Source organism: Pseudomonas fluorescens (genome assembly GCF_040448305.1).
Taxonomy (GTDB): Bacteria; Pseudomonadota; Gammaproteobacteria; order Pseudomonadales; family Pseudomonadaceae; genus Aquipseudomonas; species Aquipseudomonas fluorescens_BH.
This window is the reverse complement of record NZ_CP148752.1, coordinates 6142501-6160431: the sequence shown is the minus strand read 5'-3', so window position 1 is coordinate 6160431 and position 17931 is coordinate 6142501. Positions and strand designations below refer to the sequence as shown.

General features: G+C 58.7%; 19 protein-coding genes (1 of these 19 only partly in view). 9 read left to right on the top strand and 10 right to left on the bottom strand.

Annotated elements, in window-relative coordinates; genetic code table 11:
• Window positions 1–93 precede the first annotated feature (93 nt).
• Window positions 94–2004: an esterase EstP gene (gene estP / locus WHX55_RS28170; protein WP_353741674.1), complete on the bottom strand. Its 1911-nt coding sequence runs from the start codon at window positions 2002–2004 to the stop codon at window positions 94–96.
• Window positions 2005–2412: 408 nt separating this feature from the next.
• Here estP and WHX55_RS28165 point away from each other — a divergent pair, with 408 nt between their 5' ends.
• The 4 genes from WHX55_RS28165 (at window position 2413) to WHX55_RS28150 (ending at window position 5742) form a co-directional block, all read left to right on the top strand.
• Window positions 2413–3006 carry an aminodeoxychorismate/anthranilate synthase component II gene (locus tag WHX55_RS28165; RefSeq protein ID WP_007906885.1) on the top strand — a complete coding sequence of 198 codons (594 nt, stop codon included), beginning with the start codon at window positions 2413–2415 and terminating at the stop codon, window positions 3004–3006.
• 9 nt (window positions 3007–3015) lie between these two features.
• The gene (trpD, locus tag WHX55_RS28160) at window positions 3016–4065 is read left to right on the top strand and encodes an anthranilate phosphoribosyltransferase (RefSeq protein WP_151214070.1); all 1050 of its coding nucleotides are present in this window, start codon (window positions 3016–3018) and stop codon (window positions 4063–4065) included.
• Window positions 4062–4898 carry an indole-3-glycerol phosphate synthase TrpC gene (gene trpC / locus WHX55_RS28155; RefSeq protein WP_353741673.1) on the top strand — a complete coding sequence of 279 codons (837 nt, stop codon included), beginning with the start codon at window positions 4062–4064 and terminating at the stop codon, window positions 4896–4898. Before trpD ends, trpC begins: the two co-directional genes overlap by 4 nt.
• A gap of 145 nt (window positions 4899–5043) precedes the next feature.
• Entirely contained in the window at window positions 5044–5742 is a 699-nt protein-coding gene (locus WHX55_RS28150; protein ID WP_151214068.1) for a lipoate--protein ligase family protein, read from the top strand.
• Here the strand turns inward: WHX55_RS28150 and crp are convergent.
• Window positions 5739–6383: a cAMP-activated global transcriptional regulator CRP gene (crp, locus tag WHX55_RS28145; RefSeq protein WP_150756616.1), complete on the bottom strand. Its 645-nt coding sequence runs from the start codon at window positions 6381–6383 to the stop codon at window positions 5739–5741. The two genes, WHX55_RS28150 and crp, sit on opposite strands and share 4 nt — an antisense overlap.
• Before the next feature lie 229 nt (window positions 6384–6612).
• Here crp and WHX55_RS28140 point away from each other — a divergent pair, with 229 nt between their 5' ends.
• Window positions 6613–7035 carry an OsmC family protein gene (locus WHX55_RS28140; RefSeq protein WP_150725219.1) on the top strand — a complete coding sequence of 141 codons (423 nt, stop codon included), beginning with the start codon at window positions 6613–6615 and terminating at the stop codon, window positions 7033–7035.
• Between the two features lie 239 nt (window positions 7036–7274).
• Window positions 7275–8066: an adenosylmethionine decarboxylase gene (speD, locus tag WHX55_RS28135; RefSeq protein ID WP_007986012.1), complete on the top strand. Its 792-nt coding sequence runs from the start codon at window positions 7275–7277 to the stop codon at window positions 8064–8066.
• 129 nt (window positions 8067–8195) lie between these two features.
• Here speD and coq7 read toward each other — a convergent pair whose 3' ends face one another.
• From coq7 to hemJ, 6 genes are all read right to left on the bottom strand, one after another.
• The gene (gene coq7 / locus WHX55_RS28130; protein ID WP_150725220.1) at window positions 8196–8843 is read right to left on the bottom strand and encodes a 2-polyprenyl-3-methyl-6-methoxy-1,4-benzoquinone monooxygenase; all 648 of its coding nucleotides are present in this window, start codon (window positions 8841–8843) and stop codon (window positions 8196–8198) included.
• A 226-nt stretch (window positions 8844–9069) separates the two neighbouring features.
• Window positions 9070–9408, bottom strand: a complete 339-nt coding sequence (locus WHX55_RS28125) for a histidine triad nucleotide-binding protein (protein ID WP_007986008.1) — start codon at window positions 9406–9408, stop codon at window positions 9070–9072.
• Window positions 9409–9488: 80 nt separating this feature from the next.
• Window positions 9489–10277 carry an SDR family oxidoreductase gene (locus WHX55_RS28120; RefSeq protein WP_353741672.1) on the bottom strand — a complete coding sequence of 263 codons (789 nt, stop codon included), beginning with the start codon at window positions 10275–10277 and terminating at the stop codon, window positions 9489–9491.
• A gap of 61 nt (window positions 10278–10338) precedes the next feature.
• On the bottom strand, window positions 10339–11304 hold the full coding sequence (locus WHX55_RS28115; RefSeq protein WP_150756618.1) for a DUF805 domain-containing protein: 966 nt from the start codon (window positions 11302–11304) through the stop codon (window positions 10339–10341).
• A gap of 93 nt (window positions 11305–11397) precedes the next feature.
• Window positions 11398–12366, bottom strand: coding sequence for a nitronate monooxygenase family protein (locus WHX55_RS28110; protein WP_353741671.1), 969 nt, complete (start codon window positions 12364–12366; stop codon window positions 11398–11400).
• Window positions 12367–12399: 33 nt separating this feature from the next.
• The gene (gene hemJ / locus WHX55_RS28105; protein WP_353741670.1) at window positions 12400–12828 is read right to left on the bottom strand and encodes a protoporphyrinogen oxidase HemJ; all 429 of its coding nucleotides are present in this window, start codon (window positions 12826–12828) and stop codon (window positions 12400–12402) included.
• A 135-nt stretch (window positions 12829–12963) separates the two neighbouring features.
• Here hemJ and argC point away from each other — a divergent pair, with 135 nt between their 5' ends.
• Both argC and erpA read left to right on the top strand, forming a co-directional pair.
• Window positions 12964–13998, top strand: coding sequence for an N-acetyl-gamma-glutamyl-phosphate reductase (gene argC / locus WHX55_RS28100; RefSeq protein ID WP_007980174.1), 1035 nt, complete (start codon window positions 12964–12966; stop codon window positions 13996–13998).
• 167 nt (window positions 13999–14165) lie between these two features.
• Window positions 14166–14516: an iron-sulfur cluster insertion protein ErpA gene (gene erpA, locus WHX55_RS28095; RefSeq protein WP_007906865.1), complete on the top strand. Its 351-nt coding sequence runs from the start codon at window positions 14166–14168 to the stop codon at window positions 14514–14516.
• 68 nt (window positions 14517–14584) lie between these two features.
• On the opposite strand, the gene WHX55_RS28090 is transcribed toward erpA, so the two are convergent.
• Together WHX55_RS28090 and WHX55_RS28085 are read right to left on the bottom strand one after the other, a co-directional pair.
• Window positions 14585–15676 (bottom strand): anhydro-N-acetylmuramic acid kinase, encoded by a 1092-nt coding sequence (locus WHX55_RS28090; protein WP_353741669.1) that lies wholly within the window; start codon window positions 15674–15676, stop codon window positions 14585–14587.
• A 3-nt stretch (window positions 15677–15679) separates the two neighbouring features.
• On the bottom strand, window positions 15680–17116 hold the full coding sequence (locus WHX55_RS28085) for a peptidoglycan DD-metalloendopeptidase family protein (protein WP_150725224.1): 1437 nt from the start codon (window positions 17114–17116) through the stop codon (window positions 15680–15682).
• Between the two features lie 213 nt (window positions 17117–17329).
• Between WHX55_RS28085 and tyrS the strand changes: the two genes are divergently transcribed.
• Window positions 17330–17931, top strand: partial view of a tyrosine--tRNA ligase gene (tyrS, locus tag WHX55_RS28080; protein WP_110662979.1) — the 5' portion only. Its footprint extends 598 nt past the window's final position; 602 of the gene's 1200 nt are visible here — the first part of the coding sequence; its start codon is at window positions 17330–17332; the stop codon falls past the right edge of the window.

Below are 17931 nucleotides of genomic sequence, written 5' to 3'. Positions count from 1 at the left end.
CCGCTATCGCGAGCAAGCTCGCTCCCACAATGATTTCATCGCCAAAAAAAACGCGGCGCCTGTGAGGGCGCCGCGTTTTTTATTGGCTGCACATCAGAAGTCCAGCGCAACACCTACGTTGATGCCCTGTTGGGTGAAGTCGTCGTCCTTGCGAATGTTGTAGCTGGCGCGCAGTGCCAGGTCCTTGGTGAGGTTGTGGCTCACCCCAAGGTTCACACGTTGCAAATGACTTTGCGGGGTGTAGCCCTCCAGAGTGAACTGATTGTTCGGCAGGCTGTTGAGGTTGATGTCTACGTCCTGGGTATCGTCGTTGTACTCGCGCTCGATTGCCGCTTCGCCGAACACCTGGGTTTGCGGGGTGATCTGGTATTTGCCCTGCAGGCCAGCGCCCAGGCGCCGGGAAATCCGCTCCTGATCAGCGAAGGTCAGCGCCGTGGAGTCGTTGCCGTCCTCCGAGTAACCATCGACTTGTACCTTGGAGAAGTCGGCGCTGACAAACGGCGACAGGTGCCAGGGGCTGCTGGCTTGTTGCGCAATGTCGTAACCCACGCGTGCGCTGAAGGCTTCGACGTAGCCGCTGGTATCGCCTTTTTCGCCGCGTTCGTTGACGCCCAGCTGGAATTTACGCTTGAGGCTGTCGTAATCCAGATGCCCGGCCGTCAACGCCGCATCAGCCCACACACGGTTTTGCTGGTACTGGGCGAATGCCGTGCCCAGGTAAGTGTTGAGCTTGTAGTCGGAGTCGTTGTTGCCGGCTTCGAGTTTCTGGTTATAGAAACCGGCCACCAGGCCGACACGCCAGGCATCGTCGAGACGGTAGCTACCACCGATGTTCAGGTTGGCTCCGTTACCGTCGGCGCTTGCCACGCTGTCCTGACTGTCAAAGTCCTGATGCTGTCCGCCGCCGGAAACAATGGCTCGCCATTGGCCGACGCCTTGCCAGTTTTCCCAATCGGCCAGCCACTGATTGCGCAATTCATCCTGATGTGCGCGCACGGTGCCCTGGGCCATTTCCGGCAACAGGGTCAGCTCCCACGGCGCTGCCAGCAGGGAATAGGCGTAATCGGCAATCAGGCGCTGCCCGGCTTCGGTGGGGTGCACCGAATCGTTGTAGATCAGCTTGGTCGGGTCCGGCGTGGCGCTGTTGATGCCGTAGCGGGCGTTCTCGGTGCAACCACTGCCGCTGAAGCAGGTGGCGATGAGGTTCTGGTCGGTGGCCAGGCCAAACTGTGCCGGGTTGGCGAACGTCTCTTTGAGCAGTACCGGAATGTTGAGCGGAATGACTTCGGCATTGATGTTTTGCAGTCGGCTTACCAGTTCAGTGTTGAACTGGGCGCTGAGTTGGGACGTGAACGCTTGCAGCGGGGTGCCGTTGAACGCCGGGGTAAAGCCGATATCGGGCAGCAACCAGACCATGACGTATTTGGCGCCGGCGGTTTGCAGCGTCTGTACGCTGTCGGCCAGGCGGTCGGCGGCGGCACTGGCCTGGGGCAGGCTGGTGACGCGACCTTGCAGGAAGTCGTTACCGCCACCCGACAGGTAATACAGTGCGTTCGGGTCGGCACGGAAGTTATTGGATGGAAGATAGCCGGCCCGGGTGCGTTCGCCGGTGGCGGAGGTGCTGGTAATCGAATCAAGAATCTGGTCGGTACGGTATCCGCCTACAGCCCAGTTGTTACCATCGGGTTGGCCGTTGCTGACGCGCACCGCCGAAGATGATGAAGCGGTCTGGTCTACCGAGTACCCCAGTTTTCCGCCCAGAATCTGTGTGGAGTTGAGCGAGCGGACTTCGCCGCTGCCATCCAGGTACACCGGTCCTGTCCGGTTGGTGAAACGCTGTGTCGCCCCGGCAGGCCCGCCCGTGTCGGCAAAGGTCCCTGCATCGTTGAGGCTGTCCCCGAAGACAACGAAATTTGTATAAGGATTGGGTGCGGCGTTCGCCTGGGCGCATGCGATCGCGAGCAAGCATCCTGCGAGCGGTACAAACAACGACTGTTTGATCATGAGCAAGTCCGTTTATTTATTGTTTTAGTGAACGAAACGACAGTACCAAAAACTTCCGGCCTTTTGCCATCTGTCGCGAAGCCTTTGATAGTTTCGCGGGCAGCACCCCCGGCGATATTGCGCGCTCTGCCCAGCTAAGTTACTGTGCCGGGACGTACGAACGAGACCTTCCCCGTGTTGATCATCAGTAAACTCCTGGATCAAGTCATCAAGGCACACGCCCGCTGGCGTTGGCGCGCCTGAATTCTTTTGCCGGCCTCGCCGGACCTGTATCGCTTCGCCTTCTTTACCTGTTTGAAATGCCGCTTTGCTGGCGCTACACCGGCACCTGACAAAGCGCAGCACCCTGCGGGTAAATCATTCGAAGGCCATCTTTAAAGTCAGTGAATTCAAGAGGTTCTATACGCCATGTTGCTGATGATCGATAACTACGACTCCTTTACCTACAACGTTGTGCAGTACCTGGGCGAGCTCGGCTCCCAGGTCAAGGTCGTGCGCAACGATGAACTGACCATCGCCGAAATCGAAGCCCTCAACCCTGAGCGCATCGTTGTGTCCCCCGGTCCTTGCACGCCGACCGAAGCCGGCATCTCGATTGAAGCGATCAAGCATTTCGCCGGCAAACTGCCGATTCTTGGCGTCTGCCTCGGCCACCAGTCCATCGGCCAGGCTTTTGGCGGTGATGTGGTGCGCGCCCGCCAAGTGATGCACGGTAAGACTAGCCCGGTATTTCACGAGGACAAGGGTGTATTCGAAGGCCTGAATCGTCCGCTGACGGTGACCCGCTATCATTCATTGATCGTCAAGCGCGAAACCCTGCCCGATTGCCTGGAGTTGACTGCCTGGACCCAGCTCGAAGATGGCTCGGTCGACGAGATCATGGGCCTGCGTCACAAGACTCTTAACATCGAAGGCGTGCAGTTCCACCCTGAGTCGATCCTCACCGAACAGGGTCACGAACTGTTCGCCAACTTCCTCAAACAAACCGGCGGCACGCGCTAAGGACTTTTCATGAATATCAAGACAGCCCTGAGCCGAATCGTCGATCACCTCGACCTCAGCACCGATGAAATGCGCGATGTGATGCGCGAAATCATGACCGGGCAATGCTCGGATGCGCAGATTGGCGCGTTCATGATGGCCATGCGCATGAAGAGCGAAAGCATCGACGAAATCGTCGGTGCAGTGTCGGTGATGCGCGAACTGGCGGACAAGGTCGAACTCAAGACCCTCGACGGTGTGGTCGATGTGGTGGGCACCGGCGGCGACGGTGCCAATATCTTCAACGTGTCGACCGCTGCTGCGTTCGTGGTTTCCGCTGCTGGCTGCACCGTGGCCAAGCATGGCAACCGTGCAGTCTCGGGCAAGAGCGGCAGTGCCGACCTGCTGGAAGCAGCCGGTATCTACCTGAACCTGACGCCGGTGCAAGTGGCACGCTGCATTGAAAACGTTGGTATTGGTTTCATGTTTGCCCAGACCCATCACTCTGCGATGAAATACGCTGCAAGCCCGCGCCGCGAACTGGGTCTGCGGACCCTGTTCAACATGCTCGGCCCGCTTACGAATCCGGCCGGTGTGAAACATCAGGTGGTGGGCGTGTTCACCCAGGCCTTGTGCCGGCCGCTGGCGGAAGTGTTGCAGCGTCTGGGCAGCAAGCATGTGCTGGTGGTGCATTCGAAGGATGGCCTGGATGAGTTCAGCCTGGCAGCACCGACCTTCGTGGCAGAGCTGAAAAACGACCAGATCACCGAGTATTGGGTCGAGCCGGAAGACCTGGGCATGAAGAGCCAGAGCCTGCATGGGCTGGCAGTAGAAAGCCCGGCGGCATCTCTTGAGCTGATTCGCGATGCCCTGGGCAAGCGCAAGACCGAAAACGGTCAGAAAGCGGCCGAGATGATCATGCTCAATGCCGGTGCCGCGCTGTACGCCGCCGATCATGCCAGCAGTTTAAAAGAGGGAGTTGCACTTGCGCACGATGCGCTGCACACCGGCCTCGCTCGAGAAAAGCTCGAGGAGCTGGGTGCGTTTACCGCGGTATTCAGAGTGGAGAATGAGGGATGAGTGTACCGACGGTTCTGGAAAAGATTCTGGCGCGCAAAGTCGAGGAAGTGGCCGAGCGCAGCGCTCGAGTCAGCCTCGCCGAGCTGGAAAGCCTGGCCAAGGTGGCCGATGCACCCCGTGGTTTTGCCAAGGCCTTGCTGGCTCAGGCCAAGCTGAAGCAGCCCGCAGTCATTGCCGAAATCAAGAAAGCCTCGCCGAGCAAAGGCGTGATCCGCGAGAACTTCATTCCCGCCGACATCGCCAGAAGCTACGAGAAGGGCGGCGCGACCTGCCTGTCGGTACTCACCGATATCGATTACTTCCAGGGCGCTGACGCTTACCTGCAGCAGGCCCGCGCAGCGTGCCAGCTGCCGGTGATCCGCAAGGACTTCATGATCGACCCGTACCAGGTCGTCGAAGCCCGTGCCTTGGGTGCCGACTGCGTGCTGTTGATCGTTTCCGCAATGGATGACGTGAAAATGGCCGAACTGGCAGCCGTGGCCAAAAGCGTCAACCTCGATGTGTTGGTGGAAGTCCACGACGGCGACGAACTGGAGCGGGCCTTGAAAACCCTCGACACTCCGCTGGTTGGCGTGAACAACCGCAATCTGCACACCTTCGATGTCAGCCTGGAAACCACCCTCGACCTGTTGCCGCGTATCCCGCGTGATCGTCTGGTCATCACCGAGAGCGGCATTCTCAACCGCGCCGATGTCGAACTGATGGAAATCAGCGACGTCTACGCATTCCTGGTCGGCGAAGCGTTCATGCGTGCCGAAAGCCCGGGCAGCGAGTTGCAGCGTCTGTTCTTCCCTGAGCGCGGCGTGCCTGTCAGCGGCTCGACACTCGACTGATTACTCGCAGATCGAGTCGACCCCATCGCGAGCAGGCTCGCTCCTACAAGGGATTTGCTAATGTCAAAGATCCAATGTGGGAGCGAGCCTGCTCGCGATGACGGCATAAGATGCACCACAGGCTGAATGTCTTACGGATTACCTCATGACCCCAATCTCCCTGACCATCGAAGCCGGCCTGCAAGCCGAACAGGATCTGTTGGCCTCGGTCTGCGCCGGCGACGCGGAGTTCGGCCTGCTGTTCTGGCAGCCGAGTGATCGGGCGCTGGTCATGCCGCGCCGTTTGAATCGCTTGCCAGGCTTCGAAGCTGCATGTGAGGTATCGGCAGCGGCAGGTTGGCCAGTACTGTTGCGTGAAACCGGTGGCGAACCGGTGCCGCAATCGGCCTCAACGATCAACATCGCACTGGTTTACGCGCCGCCGCGTAGCGAAGGGGATCTGAACCGTATCGAGACCGGTTACCGGCGCTTGTGCGATCCGATCTGTCAGTTGCTCGATGAGCTGGGTGGCACATCGTCGCTGGGTGAAATCGAAGGCGCTTTCTGTGACGGTCGCTTCAACGTCAACCTCGATGGACGCAAAATGGTCGGTACCGCCCAGCGCTGGCGCCAGAGTCAGGGCGGGCAGCGTCCGGTGGGACTGGTACATGGGGCGATGCTGCTGGATAACGAGCGAGTGTCGATGGTCGCGGCGGTCAATCGTTTCAACGAGGCCTGCGGGCTGGAGCAACGCGTACGCTCCGAAAGCCACATCGCGCTGCATGAGAAGTTCACCGCACCCAATGCTCTGGCACGTCTGGACGAACTCTATCGGCTGATGCTGGCACAGATGTTCAGCGCTTAACGCGTACCAAAGACCACCATGGTCTTTCCTTTGACGCCCACCAGATTGCGTTCTTCCAGATCCTTGAGCACGCGACCGACCATCTCCCGGGAACAACCGACAATCCGCCCGATTTCCTGACGGGTCACCTTGATTTGCATGCCATCGGGGTGAGTCATGGCGTCTGGCTGTTTACACAGTTCCAGCAGGCAGCGGGCAACGCGGCCGGTCACGTCAAAAAATGCCAGGTCACCGACCTTGCGCGTGGTGTTGCGCAGGCGCTGTGCGATTTGTCCGCTGAGCACGTAAAGAATGTCCGGGTCCAGCAGGGACAACTCGCGGAATTTTGCGTAGCTGATTTCCGCGACTTCGCATTCAACCTTGGCCCGCACCCAGGCGCTGCGCTCCTGCTCCAGGCCAGCTTGCTCAAACAGGCCCAGCTCGCCGAAAAAGTCCCCGGTGTTCAGGTAGGAAATGATCATTTCCCGACCGTCGTCATCTTCGATCAGGATGGTGACTGAGCCTTTGATGATGAAGAACAGCGTTTCCGAGCGGTCGCCGGCACAAATGATGTTGCTCTTGGCCTGATAGCGGCGGCGCTGGCAATGCATCAACAGCTTGTCGAGGTTCTTGATCTTGGGGTTGGGGGCAATCGCAACCATGGTTGTATCCCGAAAAGACTGCACGGTGTGTTTGATTTTTTATGAATAGCGAACGCTGGGGAAAAGCTGGCCATGCGCCATTGATTTGGCGTCAGCTTAACAGACACTTCCTGAAATATTCGAGCATTTACCTACAAGGCGGCGGGATATGTCCTAGGACGCCGGGCGCCGTCAATCACGGGGCCTGTGCTAAGCTGGCGACCCTTTTTTATACAGTGGAGTCTTGGCGATGAAGGCACGCATCCAATGGGCTGGCGAAGCCATGTTCCTCGGCGAATCCGGTAGTGGTCATGTCGTGGTCATGGACGGTCCGCCCGATGCCGGCGGACGTAACCTGGGTGTCCGGCCGATGGAAATGCTGCTGCTGGGTGTCGGCGGTTGCAGCAATTTCGATGTGGTCAGCATCCTCAAGAAGTCCCGCCAGGCGGTCGAAAGCTGTGAAGCGTTCCTTGAAGCCGAGCGTGCGACCGAAGATCCAAAGGTGTTCACCAAGATCCACATGCATTTTGTGGTCAAGGGCCGCGGGCTGAAAGAAGCCCAGGTCAAACGCGCCATCGAGCTGTCTGCCGAGAAGTATTGCTCGGCCTCGATCATGCTCGGCGCGGCCGGCGTGGCCATTACCCACGACTACAAGATCATCGAGCTCGGTTGAATCGACATTCAACTATCATAAAAGCAGTGCAGACTCTGGCGAACACAAGCGGACGTCTGCATAATGCGCCACTTTTTTCAGGGTAGTGGCCGGTCAGCCGACAGGCCTCGCACCCGAACAGACAACCAAAATCGCCATCGCGAAGAGGTGTTAACCGTCCTACGCAGATGCGTTGTTCGCATTTGACGGGCATGCTTGATCACGCGGCCGGGCCGCAAACACATAGAGAGTTTTTAACGGTGAAAAGCAAACTCAAGCTCCACGGGTTCAATAACCTGACAAAGACCTTGAGCTTCAACATCTATGACATCTGCTACGCGGAAACCCCGCAAGACCAGCAGGCTTACGTCGAGTACATCAATAAAGAGTACAACGCGAAACGCCTGACGCAGATCCTCACGGAAGTTGTCGATATCATTGGTGCCAACATCCTGAATATTGCCAGTCAGGACTATGAGCCGCAGGGCGCCAGCGTCACGATCCTGATCTCGGAAGAGCCGGTAACCCCGACCGACAGTCAGATCGAAGAATCCCCGGGCCCGCTGCCTGAAATCATTCTGGCTCACCTCGACAAGAGCCACATCACGGTGCACACCTACCCGGAAATCCATCCGGTCAGCGGTATTGCAACCTTCCGTGTGGACATCGACGTGTCGACTTGCGGGGTCATTTCACCGCTTAAAGCGCTCAACTTCCTGATTCACCAGTTCGATTCGGACATCGTGACCGTGGATTACCGTGTGCGCGGCTTCACCCGTGACGTTGAAGGCAAAAAGCACTTCATCGACCACGAGATCAATTCGATCCAGAACTACCTGTCCGACGACACTTACGACGCGTACCAGATGACCGACGTGAACGTGTACCAGGAAAACCTGTTCCACACCAAGATGCTGCTGAAGAACTTCGAACTGGATAACTACCTGTTCGGCGACGCCACCAGCAACCTGTCTTCTGAGCAGCGCGCCCAGGTGACCGAGCGGGTGAAACACGAAATGCTCGAAATCTTCTACGCGCGCAATATGGCGTAAGGTTATCGAATACAAAAAAGGCGACTCCCTTGCGGCAGTCGCCTTTTTTATTGTTACCGGCGGCCCTTGTGGGAGCGAGCCGGCTCCGGGCGGCGATCCGACGATGGCGTCCTGTCGGCCAACCACAGATCAGATCCGATAAGTACTCTTGGTCATCACCTTGGCCATCAGACTCATCCCGAACTTCACCGGTGCCGGAAAGCGGAACCCGCCAGCATCCAGCGCACTTTCGGCATGCTGTTCTTCATCGATGCGCATCTGCTCAAGAATCGCCCGGGACTTTTCATCCTCGGCCGGCAATTGCTCCAGATGTTCGTTCAGGTGTTTGCACACCTGGTCTTCCGTCGCCGCAACGAACCCCAGGCTGACTTTATCGCTGATCAGGCCGGCCACTGCGCCAATCCCGAACGACATGCCATAGAACAGCGGATTGAGGATGCTGGTGTGGCTACCCAGTTGATGGATGCGTTGTTCGCACCAGACCAGGTGATCGATTTCTTCTTCGGCGGCATGTTCCATCGCAGCCCGCACTTGCGGCAGCTTGGCGGTCAGCGCCTGCCCCTGATACAGCGCCTGGGCGCAGACTTCGCCGGTATGGTTGATGCGCATCAGGCCGGCAACGTGGCGTGTGTCTTCGTCGCTCATTTTCGCATCCGGCTGCACGATGGCGGGCGACGGACGGTACGGCTGGCCGCTGGAGGGCAGCAGGGTACGCATCGCGGCATCGGCTTGCAGCAGAAGGCGGTCAATCGGCGAGTAGTGACGTTGGGTAGTCATGCTGACCTCCGGGGGGGATTTCGGCGGCCAGTTTAACCCAATCGGCCGGGGAAGGTTTGCGCTGGGTCATTGTGCTGCAGAGGCTGTGACAGTGTTGTGATGCTCTTGTGGGAGCGGCGATGCGGCGATCCGACTTGCTCGCGAAGAGGGTCAGACATTCAGCATTTATGCTAGCTGATACTCCGTCTTCGCGAGCAAGTGCGCTCCCACAGGGGGGAGGCAGTAATCAGCCCGGCGGCCAGTGCATCTGGCGCTGACCCAGCACGTGCATATGAATGTGGTAGACGGTTTGTCCGCCTTCTTCATTGCAGTTCATGACGACGCGGAAACCTTTTTCGCAGCCCAGTTCCAGTGCCAGGCGCTGGGCGGTGAACAGGATGTGCCCGGCCAATGCCTTGTCGTCCTCGGTCAGGTCGTTCAAGGTGCGAACCGGTTTCTTCGGGACCACCAGGAAATGTACCGGTGCCTGTGGGGCAATGTCGTGGAAGGCCAGTACCTGGTCGTCCTCGTAAATGATCTTCGCCGGGATTTCCCGGTTGATGATCTTGGTGAACAGAGTATCCACAGCTGTTTTCTCCGTTATTTGGGCTGGCCTGAGTGTACTCATGGCGTATGCCAGCGCCCAGCTTTTTACCTTGAATTGGATCAGCGCGGGCAGTAAGCCTTGTTGATCATGCCGGCGATTGTGCGAGTCAGCCAGCGCGAGCCGAGCCGCGGCAGGAAGGCGAACCAGCGGTTGCGCCGCCCGGGAATGATGATCGCCTTATTCTTTTCCAGTGCGCGCACGGTGTAGAGCGCCACTTCCTCGGGACTCATCAGCAGTTTGCTGTTAGTCAGTTTTTCGCTGTCGAGTTGTGCGGTACGGAAAAACGCTGTGCGGGTCGGCCCGGGGCAGAGCACCGAAACCTTGATCGCACATTTTTTCAGTTCGACGCGCAATCCTTCGGAAAAGTGCAGCACATACGCCTTGCTGGCGTAATAGGTGCTCATCCACGGCCCGGGTTGAAACGCCGCCACCGAGGCCACATTCAGAATCTGCCCGCCGCCTTGCAGGGCCATGCTGTTGCCGATGGCATGGCACAGGCGGGTGAGGGCGAGGATGTTCACTTCGATCAGGTCTTGCTCGGTCATCCAGTCCTGGGCCAGAAACGGGCCACATGTACCGATACCGGCGCAGTTGACCAGCAGATCGATGTGCCGGTCACCTTCTTCCAGCTCCAGCAGGAATCCGGACAGGCGCAGCGGTTCACCCAGGTCACAGGCACGGAACAACACTTCCACGCCGAACCTTTGGGTCAGTTCAATCGCAATACTTTCCAGCTGATCACGTTGTCGGGCCACCAGAATCAGGCTGCGGCCGCGCCGGGCCAGCGCTTCGGCCATTGCCAGGCCGATGCCGCTGGAGGCGCCAGTGATCAGAGCGTAACGGGTCATGCAGTTCTCCATCGCAACAGCTCCGCGCCGCGACGCAGGTGTCACGGGCCAGGAGCGCTGTTCATTCTTTCGCAGAGTCTACAGGGGGCTGGGCCTCTTCGGCTGCATCGTCGGCGGAATTTGGCACCGGTTCGACCTCGACTTCGATTTCATCGGTGGTGACCGAACTGCTTTCGTAGCTGCTCTGGGCGGCGCTTTTGTATTCTTCCCGTATCGCCGTGAGACCACCGGCCAGCGAGCCGAACAGAACCAGCGCGATAACGATCAGCCACAGCGAAGACAATACCTTGACCGCGGTACTGTTCGGCGGAGGTGGTGGACCGTAGCGGTTGGCGGTGTCGTTGCCCGGTACGACCATGATCACGAACGGAAAGAAACTGCCAACGAACGGCACCAGGTTCAGCAGCCACAGCCAGCCGGACCAGCCGACATCGTGCAAGCGTTGAACAGTGATCTGGATGCTGACGAATACAAACCCGACGAACAGGATCAAGGCCAGCAAGCTGCCCAATATCAGGCCGGCGGACGAATCCGCGCCGATCAGAGCCAGGGCGACCAAGGCAAACACCCCGCAAACGGCCAGGAGTACAGTTGACAGCACCAGCGTCCAGGCGAGGTAACGCAAGCGGCCGATACGGCCATCGAAACTGAATGGCTTGAGCGTTGCGAATTCCGCCACGGCTTCGCCGACCGGCGCGCGAGGCGGCGCGTAAGGGGACTGCGGATCTGCCAAAGGCTCCTGGCTGCTGGCCGGCGCATGGTCATGAACGTCGGCGAGGTTCAGTTCAATCGGCGTTTCGGCTTCGATGCGGGCGTCGATACCGGTTTTGCTCAGCGCCTGGAGATAGGTCTGGGCATCGGCTTGCGACAGGTTGCGTTTGAGCGCTACCGGACGCCCGGTGAACAAGCGCTCGATGGCCGTGACATCGCTTTTGAACAAATCGGCGAGATTGAGCTTTGCCGTGGTGATGTCGACACCGGGCAGCAAGGCGCCCTCGAATACGATTTTGAAATGATTTTCGCCCATGTGCGAAGCATCCTTGTCGCGAGAGGTTGAAAGAAGAATGTTGTGCCCAAGCGGGTGTAAGGCCAGCCGGGCAAGACTAGCCAAGGTTTGCTGTCAGCTCGGCCAGCGTTTGGTCAACTGGGCAGCCTGCTCCAGGGCCTTGCGGTACTCCGCGTCGAGACGTGCAATCAACTGCTCGACACTCGGCAAGTCCTCGATTTCTCCCACGCCCTGGCCGGCAGACCAAACGGTTTTCCAGGCTTTGGCCTCATCGCTCACGGGTTTGAGCTTGGAACCGAAGTTGATCTCGCCCTTGCCTTGCAAGGCGGCCATGTCGAAACCGGCGGCCTCCAGGCTCTGGCGCATGAAGCTCGCGGGGACACCTGACACGGCTGGAGTATGGATGATGTCTGCCGCTTTGGATGTCAGCAGCATTTCTTTGTAGGCGTCAGGCGCGTGACTTTCGGCCGTGCCGATAAATCGTGTACCAAAGTAGGCCAAATCCGCGCCGAGCAATTGAGCGGCAAGAATTTCGTGGCCGTGGTTCAAGCAGCCGGCCAGCAACAGGGTCTTGTCGAAGAACTGGCGGATTTCGGCAATCAGCGAGAACGGGCTCCAGGTTCCGGCGTGTCCACCAGCACCGGCAGCCACGGCGATCAAGCCATCCACGCCTGCTTCGGCCGCTTTCTCGGCATGACGACGAGTTGTCACATCATGGAACACCAGGCCGCCGTAGCTGTGCACCGCGTCGACCAGTTCTTTCACGGCACCGAGGCTGGTGATCACGATCGGCACTTTGTATTCGACGCAGATCTCAAGATCCGCCTGTAAACGAGGATTGCTGTTATGGACGATCAGGTTCACGGCATAAGGCGCGGGGTTTTCCAGTGTCGCCAGCCCGGCTTCGATTTCTTCCAGCCAGGCCTTGAAGCCGCTGCTTTCGCGCTGGTTCAGCGCCGGGAAGCTGCCGACCACGCCCTGGCGACAGCAAGCGAGTACCAATTGCGGATTGGAAATCAGGAACATCGGCGCCGCCACCACGGGCAGACGCAAACGTTCTTCGAGCAGAGCGGGCAGCGACATTGGAAGTACCCCTGTAAGTTGTGCCTGGTGGATTTAGAACGGCCGAACGACGACCAGAATTACGATAGCCAGCAATATCAGAACCGGCACTTCATTGAACCAGCGATAAAAGACATGGCTGCGGGTGTTCTCGCCACGGGCAAAACGTTTTACCTGGGCGCCGCACATGTGGTGGTAGCCGATCAGCAACACGACCAGGGTCAGTTTGGCGTGTATCCAGCCACCCTGGCTGAAGATGCCTGGATTGAGGTAGATGAGCCAGCCGCCGAAGATCAGCGTGGCGATCATCGCCGGGCCCATGATGCCGCGGTACAGCTTGCGCTCCATGACGCTGAAGCGTTCCTTGCTGATCGTGTCTTCACTTTGTGCGTGATAAACGAACAGTCGTGGCAGGTAGAACAGGCCGGCAAACCAGCAAACGACGCTGATGATGTGAAAAGCTTTTAGCCACAGATAGAGCATTTTTAGTTATTCCCCAATTCACGGTACTGGGAATAGTAGAGGCTTGAGCGTCCGCACGTCACCTTGACGGTTGTCGCAGGGGCGCGCGGCCCCTATTATCGACGGCTTTCCAGTGGGTTCGTTGAGGGCAGGTTTATGGTCAAGGTCGGTATCGTCGGCGGCACGGGTTACACCGGTGTCGAACTGCTGCGTCTGTTGGCGCAACATCCGCAAGCTGAGGTGGTTGTCATCACTTCCCGATCCGAGGCTGGCCTGGCCGTGGCCGACATGTACCCGAACCTGCGAGGCCATTACGACGGCCTGGCGTTCAGCGTTCCGGACATCAAGACCCTGGGTGCCTGTGATGTGGTGTTCTTCGCCACACCGCATGGTGTTGCCCATGCCTTGGCGGGCGAACTGCTGGCGGCCGGGACCAAGGTCATCGACCTGTCGGCCGACTTCCGTCTGCAAGACGCGGATGAATGGGCCAAGTGGTACGGCCAGCCGCACGGTGCACCGGAGTTGCTGGACGAGGCGGTCTATGGTTTGCCGGAAGTCAATCGCGAGCAGATCAAGAAAGCTCGCCTGATTGCCGTGCCGGGTTGCTACCCGACTGCAACGCAATTGGGCTTCCTGCCATTGCTCGAAGCCGGCCTGGCCGATGCCGCGCATCTGATCGCTGACTGCAAGTCCGGCGTCAGCGGTGCCGGTCGTGGTGCTTCCGTAGGCTCGTTGTACTCCGAGACGTCGGAAAGCATGAAGGCCTATGCGGTCAAAGGTCACCGTCACCTGCCGGAGATTCGCCAGGGGCTGCGTCGCGCAGCAGGCAAGGACGTCGGCCTGACCTTCGTTCCGCACCTGACACCGATGATTCGTGGCATTCACTCCACGCTCTACGCCACCGTTGTTGATCGCTCGGTGGACCTGCAGGCGTTGTTTGAAAAACGTTACGCCAACGAACCGTTCGTCGATGTGATGCCGGCCGGCAGCCATCCGGAGACTCGTAGCGTACGGGGTGCCAACGTCTGCCGTATCGCGGTGCATCGCCCTCAGGATGGCGATCTGGTGGTTGTGCTGTCGGTGATCGACAACCTGGTCAAAGGCGCTTCGGGTCAGGCCGTGCAGAACATGAACATTCTGTTCGGGCTGGATGAGCGTCTGGGCCTGTCCCACGCCGGCATGCTGCCGTAAGCTTTATCACGTACAGGAAAAAGGCCCGTTTGACGGGCCTTTTTGCATTCCGGGCCGGCGACTGGATTGGTTGATATACCATAACAATAGTTGACCGCTTTTCTAGGAGAAGCGGATAATGCGCGTCATCACGCAATATGACGGCGTAACGCCGGGAGATAGTCAGCATGAGCGTCGAATCCTTCACCCCCACGGCTTTGCAATTCACCCACGGTGCCGCGCACAAGGTGAAGAGCCTGGTCGATGAAGAGGGGAATGATCGCTTGAAGCTGCGCGTATTCGTTACGGGCGGCGGTTGTTCAGGTTTTCAGTACGGCTTCACCTTCGATGAAGAAGTGGCCGATGACGACACCATCGTCGAGCGCGAAGGTGTGAGTCTGGTTGTCGATCCGATGAGCTTCCAGTACCTGGCAGGTGCCGAGGTGGACTACCAGGAAGGTCTTGAAGGATCGCGTTTCGTCATCAAGAACCCGAATGCGACCACCACTTGTGGCTGCGGTTCTTCGTTCTCGATCTGATCAGCGCACCTGTTTCACAGAACGCCGCACGACCCCAGGGCCTTGCGGCGTTTTGCTGTGTGGAGGATTTATGCGGGGTAGATGGCGCCGAGTACGCGCAAACCACGGGCACCGGTAACGCTCGGACGGTTGGCCGCGATGCCTTCGAGGCAGCAATGAGCCAGCCACGCGAAGGCCATGGCTTCGACCCAGTCGGGGTCTACACCGTAGGTAGCGGTGCTGCTGACGCTGGCGTTTGGCAGCAGGCTGGCCAGGCGATTCATCAAGGCAGTGTTGTGGGCGCCGCCGCCGCAGACCAGCAGCTCCTGCGTGTCTGCCTGGGCGCTTTGCAGTGATTCGATGATGGTCAGCGCGGTCAGTTCAAGCAGCGTCGCCTGAACATCTTCGGCGGCGAAGGCTGGCAGTTGTGCCAGATGCCGTGTCAGCCATGGCAGGTTGAACACTTCCCGGCCGGTACTCTTCGGGCCTTTGGTCACAAAGAACGGATCACTGAGCAGTGCATTCAACAGCACCGGTTCTACGTTGCCGCTGGCAGCCCATTGGCCGTCACGGTCAAAGTGGTCGCCGCGTTGCTGGTAAATCCAGGCGTCCAGCAGCACATTACCCGGGCCACAGTCGAAACCGGCGACCGGCTTGCCGGGCCCGATAAGGCTGAGGTTGCTGAAGCCGCCAACGTTCAGCACTGCGCGATTACCAGCCCGCTCTTCAAACAGGGCTTCGTGAAAGGCGGGAACCAGCGGTGCGCCTTGTCCGCCGGCAGCGACATCGCGGCTGCGGAAATCGCTGACCACGGTGATGCCGGTCAGCTCCGTCAGAAGGGCCGGGTTGCCAATCTGCACTGTGAAACCGCGTGCCGGTTCGTGGCGGATGGTCTGGCCATGACTGCCAATCGCACGAATGCTCTCAGGCTTGAGCTGCTGTTGGGTCAGGAGGGTATTAATGCCCTGCGCGGCCAGTTTTACCCAGTTCTGCTGGGCGATGGCGGAGCGGGCAATCTCGTCCGGCCCACTGGCGCACAAGCCAAGCAGCTCGGCGCGCAGTGAATCGGGCATCGGGATGTAATGGGTGGCGATCAGCTTGATCGCCGGGGCTTGCTCGATCAGCGCGATATCCAGGCCATCAAGGCTGGTCCCGGACATCACGCCTATATAGAGCGCCATGGCTTAGCGCTTGGCCGAAGCTAGCTGGGTAGATTTTTCCTGATCCATACGCGCCATCAGCGGTTGGCTCTGCGCGAGGAAGCGTGCGCGTTCACCTTTGGAGATCGGATCGGCCATCGCTACTTTCTGGCCCAGCGGATCGACGTGCACGCCATTGACCTGGAATTCGTAGTGCAAGTGCGGGCCGGTGGAGAGACCGGTGGTGCCGATATAGCCAATCACCTGGCCCTGTTTCACCGTGCCGCCAGTCTTCACGCCTTTGGCGAAGCCTTGCATGTGGCCGTAGAGCGTGGTGTAGGTATTGCCGTGCTGGAGGACCACGGTATTGCCGTAGCCACCACGGCGGCCGGCCAGCAAGACCTTGCCATCACCGGCTGCCTTGATCGGCGTGCCGCGCGGTGCTGCGTAGTCGACGCCTTTGTGAGCGCGGATCTTGTTCAGGATCGGGTGTTTGCGGCCCATGGAAAACTTGGAGCTGATGCGGGCGAAGTCTACCGGAGTGCGGATGAACGCCTTGCGCATGCTGTTGCCGTCAGCGGTGTAGTAGCTGCTGTTGCCTTGTTTGTTGGTGTAACGCACGGCAGTGTAAGTCTTGCCGCGGTTGGTGAAGCGTGCGGACAGGATCGGACCATTGCCGACAGCCTTGCCGTTCACCACTTTCTGCTCGTAGATCACGTCAAATTCGTCACCCTGGCGAATATCCTGGGCGAAATCGACGTCGTAGCCAAACACGCTTGCCATGTCCATGGTCAGGCTGTGGGACAGGCCGGCGCGAGCGGCGGACTGAGATAACGAACTGTTGATCACACCATGCACGTAGGCTGAGCGCACAGTCGGTTTAGCCGTAATGCGGTTGAATGTGTAACCCTTGTCGTTCTTGGACAGGGTGATGGTTTCCAGGTCGCTGACTTTGCTATGCAGGCTGGTCAGTTGGCCATCCGGACCCAGTTCGAACTCAAGTTTCTGCCCGCGCTTGAGCTGGGTGAACTGTTTGGCTTGTTTATCGCTGGCCAGAATGTCAGTCACTGAAGTGGCAGGTAGACCAACTTTCTCGAAGAGCGTAGAGAGCGTGTCGCCTTTGGCAACGGTCACTTCCCTGTGGCTATCCGGCTTCTTTTCTTCAGCGACCACTGCTACTGCGGGGGCGGGCGCAGGCGCGGCTTCTGCGGTTTCCTGTGGCTCTTCTGCGGTGTTTTCAATCTGCGCAAAGGGAGAAGGTGCTGCCTCATTTGTGGCTTCGACGGCTTCGGCGGCGTCTTGATCTTGTGTCAGTTGTTCAGCGGGGCTTTCCAGTTCAAGACTTAGGGTCGTCTTTTTGGCTTCTACATCACTGGAAGGGAATACCAGAAGCGCCAGGCTCAGAAGGGCGGCGATGCCACTCGCTGCGAGCAGGTGGGTCTTCGGGTAAAGCGGAGGCGCTTTAGACGATTCTTTGGTCATAAGTAGTGTTTTGACTTTGAAAAAGATGAATTGGAAAAGATGAATGACATGATGAAGATGAAATAACTGTATAAAATATAACCAAATCATCTCTGAAGCAAGTCCACAGGCGCTCTGTCTGCGGATTGGCGTCCGTGCGCCGGGCAAACCTTGTATTTGACGCGCGATCTTGTATGGTTGGTTCCCTTTGAATCTGAGCCTTGCGGGTCTGTTATGAAGTCGGTTGAAGAGCAGCTAGCGCTGATCAAACGTGGTGCGGAAGAACTGTTGGTCGAGTCCGAGCTGATTGAAAAGCTCAAGCGTGGCCAGCCGCTGCGTATTAAGGCGGGCTTCGATCCAACGGCTCCGGATCTGCACTTGGGTCACACCGTGCTTATTAATAAGCTGCGCCAGTTCCAGGAGCTGGGGCATCAGGTGATCTTCCTTATAGGTGACTTCACCGGGATGATCGGCGATCCGAGCGGCAAGAGCGCCACGCGCCCACCGCTCACTCGCGAGCAAGTCCTCGAGAATGCCGAGACCTACAAGACTCAGGTGTTCAAGATTCTCGATCCGGCAAAAACCGAAGTGGCATTCAACTCCACCTGGATGGATCAGATGGGGCCGGCCGACTTCATTCGCCTGACTTCGCAGTACACCGTGGCTCGCATGCTCGAGCGCGATGACTTCGACAAGCGCTATACAACCAATCAGCCAATCGCCATTCATGAGTTCCTTTATCCGCTGGTTCAGGGGTATGACTCTGTGGCTCTGCGCGCAGACGTGGAGCTCGGCGGCACCGATCAGAAGTTCAACTTGCTGATGGGGCGTGAGCT